Raw genomic sequence first — 13,644 nt, 5'->3', positions numbered from 1 at the left:
CTTCCTACCGTGTGCCCTCACGTACCCGTCCCCACCGCACACGAGGAAGTGGCGCACATGGCCTCCGCAGCATCCGCTCCCCCGACACCCGGCAAACTCAAGCGCATCGTCGCCGCGTCCCTCATCGGCACCACCATCGAGTGGTACGACTTCTTCCTCTACGGCTCCGCCGCCGCTCTCGTCTTCAACAAGCTGTTCTTCCCTGACTCCGACCCGCTGGTCGGCACGCTGCTGTCGTTCCTGACGTACGCGGTCGGGTTCGCCGCGCGTCCGCTGGGGGCGCTGGTGTTCGGGCACTACGGTGACCGGCTCGGGCGCAAGAAGCTGCTGGTGCTCAGCCTGTTGATGATGGGCGGGGCGACTTTCGCGATCGGGCTGCTGCCCACGCACGCGACCATCGGTACGGCCGCTCCCGTGCTGCTGACCGTGCTGCGACTCGTCCAGGGCTTCGCGCTCGGCGGCGAGTGGGGCGGCGCCGTGCTGCTGGTGTCGGAGCACGGGGACGCGCGGCGGCGCGGGTTCTGGGCGTCGTGGCCGCAGACCGGGGCGCCGGCGGGGCAGTTGCTGGCGACCGGCGTGCTGTCGCTGCTGACGGCCGTGCTGTCGGACTCCGCGTTCAACAGCTGGGGCTGGCGGATACCGTTCCTGCTCTCCGGAGTGCTGGTCATGGTCGGTTTGTGGATTCGTCTGTCCGTCGACGAATCGCCCGTCTTCAAGCAGGCGTTGGCACAGGCCGAGACGCGCACGGCGAAGGCCGAGCCGCTTCCGATCGTCGCCGTGCTGCGGCACCACTGGCGTGACGTGCTGATCGCGATGGGCGCGCGGATGGCGGAGAACATCAGCTACTACGTCATCACGGCCTTCATCCTCGTCTACGCCACCACCGCCGCAGACGTCTCCAAGCAGAGCGCGCTCAACACGGTACTGATCGCATCGGCCGTGCACTTCGCGGTCATCCCGGCCTGGGGGGCGCTGTCGGACCGGATCGGCCGGCGTCCGGTGTATCTGCTGGGCGCGGCCGGTGTCGGGCTGTGGATGTTCCCCTTCTTCATGCTGATCGACACCGGTGACTTCGGCAGTCTGCTCCTCGCGGTGACCGTGGGCCTGGTGCTGCACGGCGCGATGTACGCGCCCCAGGCGGCGTTCTTCTCCGAGATGTTCGCGACCCGGATGCGCTACTCGGGTGCGTCCATCGGCGCGCAGTTCGCGTCCGTCGCGGCCGGCGCCCCCGCACCGCTGATCGCCACCGCACTGCTGGACAAGTACGACAGCTCCGCCCCGATCTCCCTCTACGTCATCGCCGCGGTCGTCCTGACGCTGATCGCGGTGGGTGTGGCGAAGGAGACCCGCCACCGGGACCTCAACGAGGTCATGTCCTCTCCCGCGGACGGGGACGGGGACGGGGACATGAAGGAGGCGGAGGGGAGCGCCTCCCGGACGCCGGGAGCGCGCACCCTCTGACCTGCCCTGCGGCCGGCCCCCGTACGCCCCGTGCGTACGGGGGTCAGTGCTGTGCCGGTATCGACAGCCGGTGCAGTCTCAGCGCCAGTTGTATCTCCAGCGCGCGGTCGGGGCTCTGCCAGTCGTCGCCCAGGAGGCGGCCGACGCGTTCGAGGCGCTGGGCGACCGTGTTCACGTGGACGTGCAGGGCGTCCTTGGTGCGGGCGGGGCTCATGCCGCAGGCGAAGTACGCGTCGAGGGTGCGCAGGAGTTCGGTGCCGCGCCGCTCGTCGTAGGCGACGACCTGGCCGATGGTGCGCTCGACGAAGCCGGAGACGTTCTGGTCCCCGGCCAGCAGCAGTCCCAGGAATCCGAAGTCCTCGGCGGCCGCGCCGTCCCCGGAGCGGCCCAGCAGGCGCAGGGCGTCGAGGCAGCGCCGGGCCTCGGTGTAGGCGGCGGCCACGGAGTCGGGGCGGTCGGCGAGATCCTCCACGGGGGCGGAGGCGCCGACGGTGACGGCCTCGTGGACGGCCGTGCCCAGCTGGCGGGCGGTGCGGCGGGCCAGGTCCGTGGCACCGTCCCCCGCGGTCAGGGGCAGCAGCAGTACGGTGCCGCCGTCACGGGCGGCGGCCAGGCCGTGACGGGTGGCGGCGAGGTGGGAGGCGGCGGCCCACAGGCGTCTGCGCGCGTCCGCCTCCTGGTCTGCGTCGGGTGCGGTGGCGTCGAGGCGGGCGGCGAGCACGACGTGGGTGGCGTCCAGGTCGGCGCGCAGCCGCCGGGCGCGGTCGCCCAGCAGGCGCGGGTCGCGGTCTCGGGCGTCGAGCAGATCGTCCAGCAGCTCGCCGCGTACGCGCTGTTCGGCCTCGGCGGCGGAGCGCCGGGCGAGCAGGAGGAGGGAGGTGACCATCGCGGCGCGCTCCAGGGTGAGCTGGTCGACGGGGTCGAGTCCGGGGTGGCCGCACAGGACGAGGGCGCCGAGCAGCTCGTCGCCGGCGGCGACGGCGGCGATCCAGTCGTCCTCGTGCCGCACCGCGTGACCCTCGGTGCGGGATGTCTCCAGGGCCCGCGGCGGCGCCGAGGCGGCCTCGGTGAACTCGACGGTGCCGGCCAGGACCTGGGAGACGGCGGCGGCCACGTCGTGGACACCACCGCCGCGCAGGACGAGCTCGGCGAGCCGGTCGTGGACGTCGGACGCGCGCTCGATGACGCCGCTGCGGTCCCGGATGATCTCGTTGGCCCGCTCCAGGCCGGCGAGGGCCGAACGGGTCTCGGCGAGCAGGTTCGCGGTGTCGATGGCGGCTGCCGCGAGGGCGGCGAAGGAGCCGAGCAGGGCGATCTGCTCACGTTCGAAGACGCGGGCGCGCCGGTCCGCGGCGAAGAGCACGCCGATGACGTGGTGGCCGAGCATGAGAGGCACGCCGAGGATGGCGACCAGGCCCTCGTCGCGTACGCCCGCGTCGATGGTGCGGGTGTGCTGGAACCGGGCGTCCTTGAAGTAGTCGTCGGTGACGTAGGGGCGGGCGGTCTGGGCGACGAGGCCGCCGAGCCCCTCCCCCATGCCGAGCCGCAGCTGCTGGAAGCGGGCCGCGACCGAGCCCTCGGTGACGCGCATATAGGTGTCGCCGCGGGCCGTGTCGTTGAGGCTGAGGTAGGCCACGTCGGTGCCGAGCAGCGAGCGGGCCCGTTGCACGATCGCGCGCAGGACCGCGTCCAGGTCGCGCAGGCCGGCGAGGTCGTGGGCCGTCTCGAACAGTGCGGACAGCTCGGCCTCACGCCTGCGCCTGCCCTCCAGTTCGGAGCGCACGCGCAGGGCGAGGTTCCTCGCCTGTTCCAGCGCGGTGATCCGCTCGGCCGGTCCCCGCTCGGCGCGGGCGAGCAGCACCGGCTGCTCGTAGGCGTCGGCGGACGCGCCCCGGGCCAACAGCTCCAGGAACGGCGTCTCGACGGCGGCGGCCGGGCTCTCGGCAGCGCCGGCGTCGCCGACCGGCGCTCCGGCATCGTGGGCGGAGCGCTCGGCGGACTGCACGTGATCGCGGGACATGCTCACAGGATTCCCCATCGCACGGTCGTCCCGGCAGCCCTGTGGAAAACCCCGGCCGCCGAGGAGCACCACCCGGCTCGGTGGGCGGCTCGGGCCGCCACTGCGATCAGTGCGCGGTCCAGCCGCCGTCCAGGACGAGTGAGGTGCCGGTGACGAAGGACGCCTGCGGGCCGCACAGGTAGGCCACGGCGTCGGCGACCTCCTCCGGTTCGATGAGCCGGCGCACGGCGCTGTCCCGCAGCATGACGTCGGTCAGCACCTGCTCCTCGGGGATGCCGTGGGCCCGGGCCTGGTCGGTGATCTGCTTTTCGACCAGCGGGGTGCGTACGTAGGAGGGGTTCACGCAATTGGAGGTGACGCCGTGGGCGGCACCTTCGAGGGCGGCGGTCTTGGACAGTCCCTCCAGCCCGTGCTTGGCGGAGACGTAGGCCGCCTTGTAGGCCGAGGCGCGCAGGCCGTGGACGGAGGAGACGTTGACGATACGGCCCCAGCCCTGCCCGTACATGTGGGGCAGGGCGCCGCGGATGAGGCGGAAGGGGGCCTCCAGCATCACGGTGAGCACGGTGTGGAAGACGTCCGGCGGGAACTCCTCGATGGGCCGCACCAACTGCAGCCCGGCGTTGTTGACGAGGACGTCGGTACCGGCGGCGGCGAGCTCGGCGGCGTCCAGGTCGGTCAGGTCCAGGACGTGAGGTTCGACGCTGCCGGCGAGGCCCCCACAGATCTCGGCGAGCGCGTCCAGCCCGGCGGAGTCCCGGTCGACCGCTCTGACCTTGGCCCCGGCGGCGGCAAGCCGCTGCGCACAGGCACGGCCGATGCCGCCGGCGGCGCCGGTGATGAGGGCGGTACGGCCGCCGAGGTCGAGCGGGGAGGCATGGGGGGCCGGGAGGACGCTGGGCGAGGTCATATCTCCGACCCTAGGCAGCGTCCACCGCACCCCCCATGTGGGCACGCCCCATACTTCAGATGCAACCAGTGGGGTCGAACCATGTGGGGGCGTTGGACAGCGCCTGCTTGACCCGGGTCTGCCCGAACTCCTTGAGGTCCGGCAGGGCGTCCACCGCGAACCAGCCCGCGTCCAGCGACTCGTCGTCGTTGGCCCGGGCGTCGCCGCCGACGGCCCGGCACCGGAAAGTGATGTCCATGTACTGGCAGACGTCACCGTTGTCGTACGTGACCGGGTTCAGGGCCTGGACGAGGACCACCCGCTCGACGACGCACCGTACGGCCGTCTCCTCCTCGACCTCGCGCACCGCGCAGGCGGCGGGCTGCTCCCCCGGTTCCGGGATGCCGCCGATCAGTGACCAGCGCCGGTTGTCGGCGCGCCGGTTCAGCAGCACCCGGCCCTCGTCGTCGAAGACGACGGCGGTGACTCCGGGGAGCCACAGCAGCTGGTGTCCGGCCAAGACGCGCAGGTCGCGGATGAAGTCGGGAGTAGCCATGCGCACGACCCTAACGGGCCGGTCGGACCCCTTCGGGCGAGGCCGCGGGCGTGCGGCGGGTGTACGGCTACACGCCACGGGCGCGTCGCCCGCGCGCACCGGCGCCGACGGCCCAGCCGAGCCCGCCGGCCGCGACCAGCACCAGGGCGATCTCGGGCACCACGCCCAGCCGGGTGGCGGGCGTCTCGGAGGAGCGCAGGGGCACCTCCTGGACCAGGGAGTCCGCCACGAACATGCCGGTCCGCTGCGTGATCCTCCCGTCCGGCATGATGATCGCACTGACACCACTGGTCACCGGAACGGTGACGGTCCGGCTGTGCTCGACCGCGCGGATGCGGGACATGGCCAGCTGCTGGTAGGTCATCTCGCTGCGGTCGAACGTCGCGTTGTTGCTGGGTACGGAGATCATCTGGGCGCCGTCGGTGACCTCGGAGCGCACCGCCCAGTCGAAGGCGGCCTCGTAGCAGGTGACGAGCCCGACCTTGGTGCCGGCCATGGTGAACACGCCCGGTTCGGTGCCCCGGCTGAAGTCCTGGCTGACCATGGAGGTCCAGTCGTCGTTGATCGCCCCGATGAGCGAGCGCAGCGGGAGGTACTCGCCGAACGGCTGGATCTGCCGCTTGTCGTAGGTGTCCACCGGGCCCTTGTCGGGGTCCCACAGGATCTGTTCGTTGAGCAGCTTGCCGTCGCGTTCCACGACGCCGCCGACCGAGATGGGCACGCCGATCGCCTTGGCGGCCCGGTCGATGACCAGCCGCGCGTCGGCGTTGGCGAACGGGTCGATGTCCGAGGAGTTCTCCGGCCAGAGCACGAAGTCGGGCCGGGCCGCCTTGCCGGCCTCGACCTCGGCGGCAAGGCGTCGCGTCTCGCGCGCGTGGTAGTCCAGTACGGCCCGCCGCTGGGCGTTGAAGTCGAGGCCCGCGCGCGGCACGTTGCCCTGGACCACGGCGACGGTCGCGGTGCCGCCCTCCGCCTTGTCGCTGACCAGCGGACGGGCGGCGACGGCGCCCACGACGGGTACGGCCACGCTGAGGAGGGCCACCGCCGCCGCGCTCCGCCGTACCGCTCGGGTGCGGCGCGCCAGGGAGGCCAGACGCACGGCCTCGCAGAGGCCGAAGCCGCACAGGACGACCGCGAACCCGAGTACCGGTGTGCCGCCGGCCGCGGCGAGCGGCAGGAACACGCCGTCCGCCTGCCCGAACGCGATCTTGCCCCAGGGGAAGCCCTCGAAGGGCACGCGCGCGCGTGCGGCCTCTCCCGCGATCCACAGCGCCGCCGCCCACACGGGCCAGGCCGGCAGTCTCGACGCGGCGGCGACGCCCACGCCGGCCAACGCGACGAAGAGCGCCTCGATCGCCACCAGGGCGAGCCAGGGGCCGGGGCCGACCTCCACGCCGGTCCACACCAGCAGCGGCAGCAGGAAGCCGAGCCCGAAGAGGTAGCCGAGGCCGAGACCCGCCTTCCAGCCGCGGCCGCGCAGCACCCAGCCGAAGACGGCGAAGGCGGGCAGGGCAAGCCACCACAAGGTGCGCGGCGGGAAGCTGACGTAGAGCAGCACTCCGGAGAGCGCGGCGGCGGCGGCCGGGAGGAGGCGCAGGAGCCGCGCGGCGACGCGCGAGGCGCGCGTGGTCTGCGGCTGCGTCCGGTCCGACTCGCCGACGGAGGTTGCGGTGGCTGTCACCCCCCGGAGTGTACGGCGGGTGACCGCGCCGCCGACAGCGTGGTCGGAGGTCGCCGCGGGGCCCTGACAGCCGGTGCCGCACCGTTTCGGCACCTCCGGGTACCGAGCGGTCCACAATCCACCGACCAGCCGTTACGGTGTGCCGGAGCCTCAGTCGCCGGCCCGTCCCGGCCGGGTGGCCGGGGCTCGTCAGGTCGCCGCCCGGACCCGCCGGCGCGAGCCCCGAGCCGCGGGGCGGGTCTGCGGGGCGCTCCTTCCGGTCGCGGCCCCCGGTGCCGCGTGTCGGCCGGGCGCCCGCCCCGTCGCCGACGATTCGCCGGCGTCGGCGAGCGGCGTACGACCTCGGGGCGACCGGATGTCCCGGTGCGGGCCGGGTGCTTCGGTGCCGGTAGCCGGCTGCGTCGGTGCCGGTGAGGAGAGAGGCCTGGCCGACGCGGAGCGCTACCTGGGCTGCGCGCGGTGACCGCGTCGGGCGCGTGCCTTGCGTGACCTGCCCGGGCATGGCGGTCCGGGCGGCTTCACGCCCCCGCAGGCTGTAGGAGGGCTCGTCCCGCCCGGGGGCTCGCCGCGCTCAGCGCGCCGCGCCGGGAGCCTTCGGGCGCAGGCGGTCCTTGATGACCTGAACGGCCGCTTCGGCGTCGTCCACGGTGATCGTGAAGGTGTGCCCGTCCCACAGGCGCAGAACCACGCCCTCGCCGCGCCGTACGACAACCGCGGTGCCCTTCTCCGGACGCCAGCGGTAGCCCCAGCCGCCCCAGTGGCGCGGGGTGACGCACGGGGCGAACTCGGCGCCCGCGACGTGCGAGAGGGGGATGCGGCGACGGGGCACGCCGATGTGGCCGCAGCGTACTTCGAGGCAGTCCTCGTCGACTCTCAGAGCGACGTGCACGAACGCCAGCGTGCCGAAGAGGACCAGCAGTCCCGCCGCGATGCAGCCGACGACCGCCATGGCCAGCGGGGCGACGCCGGACTCCCAGGCCGATTCGACGGCCAGCGCGATGCCGAGCGCCATGCAGGCGGCGCCGATGAGCGCCAGGAACCACTGGACCCGGTTGGTGGCACGTCCGGTCCAGACGTCCGGCTGGGGGGTGGTCTCGCCGTGGCGATGCCTCATGGACAAGAGGTTACTGCCGTTTCGCTGCGCGGGTACCTCGTCGCACAGCGTCACTGGGCCGACCGGGCGTGCCCGCCGGTCAGCGCGCGGGTGTGACCGCTCGCAGGAGCCGGCCCTCGTCATAGGCCAGCGCGGGCGCGGGCAGCGTGCCCTCGCGTCCGCTCAGCAGCACGGTGAGGGTGCCCTCGGCCGGGGCCCCGGGGTCGGGGGCGGCGCCGATCCGGCGCAGCGCCTGGGCGGCGACGGCACCGGCGGAGCCGTGCAGGACGAGACGGGGGGCGCCGGGACGCTGAACGGCGGCGCGGATACGTTCGGCGACCAGTTCGTAATGGGTGCAGCCCAGGACGACGGTCGTTACCGCATCGGGTGTCAGGGCGGCCGCGGCGGCGATCGCAGCGGTGATCGCGGTCTCGTCCGCGTGCTCGACGGCGTCGGCGAGCCCCGGGCACGGCACCTCGGTGACCGTCGCGTCGCCGGCGAACTCCTCGATGAGACCGCGCTGGTAGGGGCTGCCGGTGGTGGCGGGCGTGGCCCAGATCGCCACCGGGCCGCCGCCGGCCGCGGCGGGCTTGATCGCCGGGACGGTGCCGATGACCGGAAGTGTGGGCTCCAGCCGGGCACGCAGTGCGGGCAGCGCGTGCACGGTGGCGGTGTTGCAGCCGATGATCAGGACGTCGGGACGGTGCGCGGCGGCGGCCTCGGCGACGGCGAGTGCCCGCGCGGTCAGGTCGTCGGTGGTGCGCGGTCCCCACGGCATGCCGTCGGGGTCCAGAGAGAGGATGAGATCGGCGTCCGGTCGCAGGCGCCGTACCGCGGCGGTGGCCGCCAGCAGACCGATTCCGGAGTCCATGAGAGCGATCTTCACCGGGCCACCATAGACGATGGGCCGCTGCGGGCCGCGGCCGTGGGGCAGACTGCGCACGTGAGCGCCGATGCGTGGACTTCCGTCATGACCGCCGTATCCGCCCTGTCTCTCGCCGCCTGGTTGTGGCTGCTGCTCGCCCGGGGCTTCTTCTGGCGTACGGACGTCAGGCTGCCGGCCCGGCAGGAACCGGACGTCTGGCCCTGCGTGTGCGTCGTCGTCCCGGCGCGCGACGAGGCTGCGGTCCTGCCGGCGAGCCTGCCGGCGCTGCTGGCCCAGGACTATCCGGGGCGGGCGGAGGTCTTCCTGATCGACGACGGCAGCACGGACGGCACGGGTGAGCTGGCGTGCGAGCTGGCCCGGCGGCACGCGGGTCTGCCGCTGACCGTGGCCTCGCCCGGGGAGCCGCCCGCCGGCTGGACGGGCAAGCTGTGGGCGGTGCGGCACGGCGTCGACCTGGCACGCGCGCGTGAGCCCGAGTACCTGCTGCTGACGGACGCCGACATCGCCCACGCGCCGGACAGTCTGCGCCGGCTGGTGGCTGCTGCCCACACGGGCGGTTTCGACGTCGTCTCGCAGATGGCCCGGTTGCGGGTGGAGAGCGTGTGGGAGCGGCTCGTGGTGCCGGCCTTCGTCTACTTCTTCGCGCAGTTGTACCCGTTCCGGTGGATCGGCGGAAAGGGGGGAACGGCGGCGGCCGCGGGTGGCTGCGTGCTGCTGCGCGCCGAGGCCGCCGAACGGGCGCGGATCCCGGACGCCATCCGGCACGCCGTCATCGACGACGTGGCCCTCGCCCGGGCGGTCAAGGGCGACGGCGGCCGGATCTGGCTGGGCCTGGCCGACCGGGTGGACAGTGTGCGTCCGTATCCGCGGTTGCACGACCTGTGGCGCATGGTCTCGCGCAGCGCGTACGCGCAGCTGCGGCACAACCCGCTCGTGCTCGCCGGTACGGTCGCCGGTCTGGCTCTGGTGTATCTGGTGCCGCCGGCGTCGGTGGTCGTGGCCGCGGCGACGGGGAGTGCGGCGGCGGCCGTCCCCGGTGCCGCCGCCTGGCTGGTGATGGCGGGGACGTACGTGCCGATGCTGCGCTACTACCGGCAGGGGCTGTGGCTCGCTCCGCTGCTGCCGTTCACCGCGTTCCTGTACCTCCTGATGACGGTCGACTCGGCGGTGCAGCACTACAGGGGGCGCGGTGCGGCCTGGAAGGGCCGCACGTACACCCGTCCGGGCGCCGTGCCCGAGGAGGGCTGAGCGCCCGCGCCGGCAGCGGGCTTCACTTTCGGCCGGGGGTCCAGTTCATGCCCCAGCCGTAGGCGTAGTCGACCGTTCGCTGGGGGCTCACGCCGCGTTCGGGCACCAGGTAGCGGGCCTCACGCTGGACGACCAGGTCGCTGCCGGTGTTGGTGATCAGCGCGAGGGCGCAGACCGTCGAGGGAACCGTGCACTCGTCGAGCGAGAAGTCGATCGGGGCGCCGTACTGCGGCTGGAGGGTGACCGTGGCGTGCAGGTCGGCGAAGGAGCGCGCTCCCTCGTAGATGGTGACGAAGACGAGGATGCGCCGGAAGTACTGCTTGTGGTCGAGGTTGACGGTGAGGTTCTCGCCGCTCGTCACGGCGCCGGTGCGGTCGTCGCCGTCGAGGTGGATGAACGGCGGCTGGTTCAGGGACCCGAAGGCGTTGCCGAGGGCCTGGACGACTCCCTTGCTGCCGTCGGTGAGTTCGTACAGGCAGCACAGGTCGAGGTCGAGGTCGTCGTGCATGGCGACCGGGCGGCCGAGCTTGCGGGCCCAGCCCGAGAACTGCTTCCGCACCTGCCAGTTGAGGTTGACGCGCATGGCGCCCGAGGTGCCGCCCTGCTTGGTGAGCGAGACGGAGGGTGCGGCCTTGGTGAGCGTGACCTTGGTCAGGCGGACCGGCTCCGCGGAGGGCGCCGACGCGGGCGGCGGGGCGGCGGCCGGCCGCGTCGCGGGAGGGGGCGGCTGCGTCGCGGGAGGGGCCGCGGGTGCCGGTGGCGGCGCGGTGACCGCGGGGGCGGGCGGCGCCGGCGGGGCGGCCGGGGCCGCCTGCTGCGGCTCGTCCACCGAGATGCCGTAGTCCGTGGCCAGGCCCTCCAGCCCGCTGTCGTAACCCTGTCCGACGGCACGGAACTTCCAGGCACCCTGGCGGCGGTAGAACTCGCCGAGCACGAAGGCCGTCTCCACGGTCGCGCCCGGGTTGTCGAAACGCGCCGCCACCGTGTTCTGTACGGCGTCGCGGACCTCGATGTACAGATCGGGGACCTTCCCGAACGATCCACCGTCCGAGGAGGCCGCGAGGATCACGGTCTCGATCGCGGGCTCCACGCGCGCGAGGTCGACGAGCAGACTGTCGGTCACCCGGCCGCCCGCGTCCCGCTTGCCCTCGTGGCGGACCGCGCCGGAGGAGTGCGCGGACTGGTTGTAGAAGACGAAGTCCGCGTCGGAACGTACCTTCCCGCCCACCAGGAGCAGGGCCGAGGCGTCCGCGTCGGGCACGCCGGGGCCCGATCGCCAGCCCAGTTCGACCCGCAGCGCCGTCGTCGGCACCGGGGTGTTCGATCCTTTCGACATTGGCATGTCCGCCCCCATCACGTGTCACCGAACCGGGCTGCGTCCCGGCGGTTCGCCAAGTTTTCCGAGCCCAACCTATTCCCCCGCCGCCCGCCCCCGACGAGGAGTGCGGCAAGACGTCCGGCCAACCGCCGGTAACCCGCCCGGAACTCGGCCTTTACCGCAAAATCACGTCTCGTGATGCCCTATTTTGCCAAGTTCGCTCGCATTGAGGATCCCAGGTCACTGCGGACACGGAAAACAACCCTCTTATCGGTCTCCCCAACCAGCACATCGTGGGCTTAACTTATGTGCCATGACCTCCCCCCGCTCCACTTATGGCGGCGGCTACTACTCCGCCTCCTTCCCGGACACCCCGATCTACGACTCACTCGTGGCCGAGCGGGGCACCCCGCAGATCGCCCCGATCCGGGTCCCCGCCGCGTACGACGCGCCGGGCAGCCACCTGCCCGCGCTCCCGTCGGCTCTGCCCGCCCTCCCGGCGGGCCCGTCCCAGTCCTCCTACGGCTACCCGCAGCAGGTGCCGCAGCCCGCCCCGCTGCAGCAGGCCCCCGCCGCGTACATCCCGCACCAGGCGACCGCACCGCGCGGCTACCCCGGCCCCCAGCAGCCGCAGCAGCACCGCCCGGCCGCGCCCGGCCCCGCGGGGTACGAGGCGATGCGCCCAGCGGCCCCCCGGCCGGCCCCGGCGCCGTATCAGGACCCGTACAACCAGCAGCAGTACCGCGGCTACTGAGCCGGCCCCGGCGTTGTCGGTGCCACCTGGCACGATGACCTCATGGCAAACGCGCGGCTGCAGTCGATCCACGTCCATCCGGTCAAGGCGTTTCGGAGCCTGGCGCTCCGGGAGGCCGTCGTGGAGCCCTGGGGGCTGGCCGGAGACCGCCGCTGGATGCTGATCGACGACGGGGGAAAGGTCGTCACACAACGCCAGCAGCCGCGCCTCGCCCTGGCCGCCGCCGAGCTGCTGCCCGGGGGCGGCGTCCGGCTGTCCGCGCCCGGCCGGGAGCCGCTCACGGTGCCGGTGCCTCGCGCGCAGGGCGCGGTCGTGGTGCAGATCTTCCGCGACAAGGTCGAGGCGCTCCCCGCGGAGGGGGAGGCCGTGCACGCTTGGTGCAGCGCCTTCCTCGGTGCGGACGTACGACTGGTGTACCTGGACGATCCGGCCACGCGCCGGCCCGTGGACCCGCGGTACGCGCTCCCGGGCGAAACCGTCTCCTTCGCCGACGGCTTTCCGCTACTGCTCGCGGCCACGGCCTCCCTCCACGCACTCAACTCCCTGATCGCCGGGGGCGAGCACGCCGACGAGGGCCCGCTGCCCATGAACCGCTTCCGGCCGAACGTGGTCCTGTCCGGCACCGACGCGTGGGCCGAGGACGGCTGGTCACGCGTCGCCGTCGGCGAGGTCGACTTCCGGGTCGCCAAGCCGTGCGGGCGGTGCGTCGTGACGACGACCGACCAGGACACCGCCGAGCGTGGCAGGGAGCCCCTGCACAGCCTCGGGCGGTACCGCCGCATGGACGGCAAGCTGGTCTTCGGACAGAACCTGGTCCCGGTCGGACACGGCACGATCCGGGTCGGTGACCCGGTGCGGATCATCGAGTGAGATGCCGCTTCCCCGGGCGGGGTCGGGTGCCGGACACCGGCGGGGGCCCGGGAACCGGGTCCGCCGCCCGCGCGTTGGGCTTCGTGAGACGTTCATGAGGAACCCGGCCGCGAGCCCGCGGAGAGGCGATGGCGCGCTCTCCCGGACCGGCCCGCGCGTGGACGGCTCCGCCGGGCGCGGTACGGAGCGGGAAGGGGGGTGCGGATCGTGCGGGCGATCAGCGGGCTCTGGCGCTGGCGGCACAATCCGCTGTGCCGCGCGACCGACCTGGCCGAGGCGTGGGTGGCGCTGGCGGGACTGCTGCTGATCCTGTCCGTGGCGCCCCTCGTCGGCGCGCGCGTGGGCGGTGCCGCGCAGGACGCCATGCAGCGGTCGGTGCGTGACCAGCACGAGTCCCGGCACCGGGTACCGGCCACCGTCGTCCGCGCTCTGGAGCGTCCACCGGTGGCCGTCGACCCCGACGGCACGTCCGCCGGGGGGCTGCGCAGCCGTGTCCTCGCCGTCTGGACGGCTCCGGACGGCTCAAAGCACGAGGCTCCCGTCATGGCCAGCATCGACGACCCGGACACCGGCGACCGCTTCGCCGTCTGGACGGACGGGCAGGGCCGGACGGTGGCCCGTCCACTGGACTCCGCGACAGCGACAACGCACGCCGTGCTCGCCGGGTTCGGCGCCGCCGTCGTGGCCGCGGCGCTGATCGAGGCCGGCCGGCGGATCGTCGTGTGGCGCATGGTCCGCCGCCGGTACGCCCGTTGGGAGCGGGAGTGGGACCGGGCGGGCCCGGACTGGGGCAGGACCGGCGCGGGCAGTTGACGGGCTTCCGCCTCCGGTCAACCCACCACCTGTGCGCACGCTACGGTGGACCGGCCGA

12 protein-coding genes are annotated in these 13,644 nt (G+C 73.3%); 5 read left to right on the top strand and 7 right to left on the bottom strand.

What is annotated here, in order from left to right; genetic code table 11:
- The first annotated feature begins 57 nt into the window (after positions 1-57).
- Positions 58-1,461 carry an MFS transporter gene (locus ACIQ1J_RS17235; protein ID WP_403557490.1) on the top strand — a complete coding sequence of 468 codons (1,404 nt, stop codon included), beginning with the start codon at positions 58-60 and terminating at the stop codon, positions 1,459-1,461.
- Between the two features lie 43 nt (positions 1,462-1,504).
- Here the strand turns inward: ACIQ1J_RS17235 and ACIQ1J_RS17230 are convergent, their stop codons facing one another.
- The 6 genes from ACIQ1J_RS17230 to ACIQ1J_RS17205 form a co-directional block, all read right to left on the bottom strand.
- Complete coding sequence (locus ACIQ1J_RS17230) at positions 1,505-3,481, bottom strand: helix-turn-helix domain-containing protein (RefSeq protein WP_403557489.1); 1,977 nt, start codon at positions 3,479-3,481, stop codon at positions 1,505-1,507.
- Positions 3,482-3,587: 106 nt separating this feature from the next.
- The gene (locus ACIQ1J_RS17225) at positions 3,588-4,388 is read right to left on the bottom strand and encodes a 3-hydroxybutyrate dehydrogenase (protein ID WP_403557488.1); all 801 of its coding nucleotides are present in this window, start codon (positions 4,386-4,388) and stop codon (positions 3,588-3,590) included.
- Positions 4,389-4,443: 55 nt separating this feature from the next.
- Positions 4,444-4,923 carry an NUDIX hydrolase gene (locus ACIQ1J_RS17220; RefSeq protein ID WP_403557487.1) on the bottom strand — a complete coding sequence of 160 codons (480 nt, stop codon included), beginning with the start codon at positions 4,921-4,923 and terminating at the stop codon, positions 4,444-4,446.
- 67 nt (positions 4,924-4,990) lie between these two features.
- Positions 4,991-6,604 carry an apolipoprotein N-acyltransferase gene (gene lnt, locus ACIQ1J_RS17215; RefSeq protein ID WP_403557486.1) on the bottom strand — a complete coding sequence of 538 codons (1,614 nt, stop codon included), beginning with the start codon at positions 6,602-6,604 and terminating at the stop codon, positions 4,991-4,993.
- 571 nt (positions 6,605-7,175) lie between these two features.
- Positions 7,176-7,718, bottom strand: coding sequence for a hypothetical protein (locus tag ACIQ1J_RS17210; protein ID WP_210959340.1), 543 nt, complete (start codon positions 7,716-7,718; stop codon positions 7,176-7,178).
- 79 nt (positions 7,719-7,797) lie between these two features.
- Positions 7,798-8,583, bottom strand: a complete 786-nt coding sequence (locus tag ACIQ1J_RS17205) for a glutamate racemase (RefSeq protein ID WP_403557485.1) — start codon at positions 8,581-8,583, stop codon at positions 7,798-7,800.
- A gap of 84 nt (positions 8,584-8,667) precedes the next feature.
- Between ACIQ1J_RS17205 and ACIQ1J_RS17200 the strand changes: the two genes are divergently transcribed.
- Entirely contained in the window at positions 8,668-9,831 is a 1,164-nt protein-coding gene (locus tag ACIQ1J_RS17200) for a glycosyltransferase (protein WP_403557484.1), read from the top strand.
- A gap of 22 nt (positions 9,832-9,853) precedes the next feature.
- On the opposite strand, the gene ACIQ1J_RS17195 is transcribed toward ACIQ1J_RS17200, so the two are convergent.
- Complete coding sequence (locus ACIQ1J_RS17195; protein WP_403557483.1) at positions 9,854-11,167, bottom strand: TerD family protein; 1,314 nt, start codon at positions 11,165-11,167, stop codon at positions 9,854-9,856.
- A 295-nt stretch (positions 11,168-11,462) separates the two neighbouring features.
- On the opposite strand from ACIQ1J_RS17195, the gene ACIQ1J_RS17190 reads away from it, so the two are divergent.
- From ACIQ1J_RS17190 to ACIQ1J_RS17180, 3 genes are all read left to right on the top strand, one after another.
- Positions 11,463-11,903: a DUF6643 family protein gene (locus tag ACIQ1J_RS17190; protein ID WP_210959348.1), complete on the top strand. Its 441-nt coding sequence runs from the start codon at positions 11,463-11,465 to the stop codon at positions 11,901-11,903.
- Between the two features lie 42 nt (positions 11,904-11,945).
- The gene (locus tag ACIQ1J_RS17185; RefSeq protein ID WP_403557482.1) at positions 11,946-12,773 is read left to right on the top strand and encodes an MOSC domain-containing protein; all 828 of its coding nucleotides are present in this window, start codon (positions 11,946-11,948) and stop codon (positions 12,771-12,773) included.
- Between the two features lie 207 nt (positions 12,774-12,980).
- On the top strand, positions 12,981-13,586 hold the full coding sequence (locus tag ACIQ1J_RS17180) for a hypothetical protein (protein ID WP_403557481.1): 606 nt from the start codon (positions 12,981-12,983) through the stop codon (positions 13,584-13,586).
- Positions 13,587-13,644 lie beyond the last annotated feature (58 nt).

It is taken from the genome of Streptomyces sp. NPDC097107, from assembly GCF_044762405.1.
GTDB lineage: Bacteria > Actinomycetota > Actinomycetes > Streptomycetales > Streptomycetaceae > Streptomyces > Streptomyces thinghirensis.
Note: the sequence above shows the minus strand (reverse complement) of the source record. Positions and strands in the feature narration are given on the sequence as shown.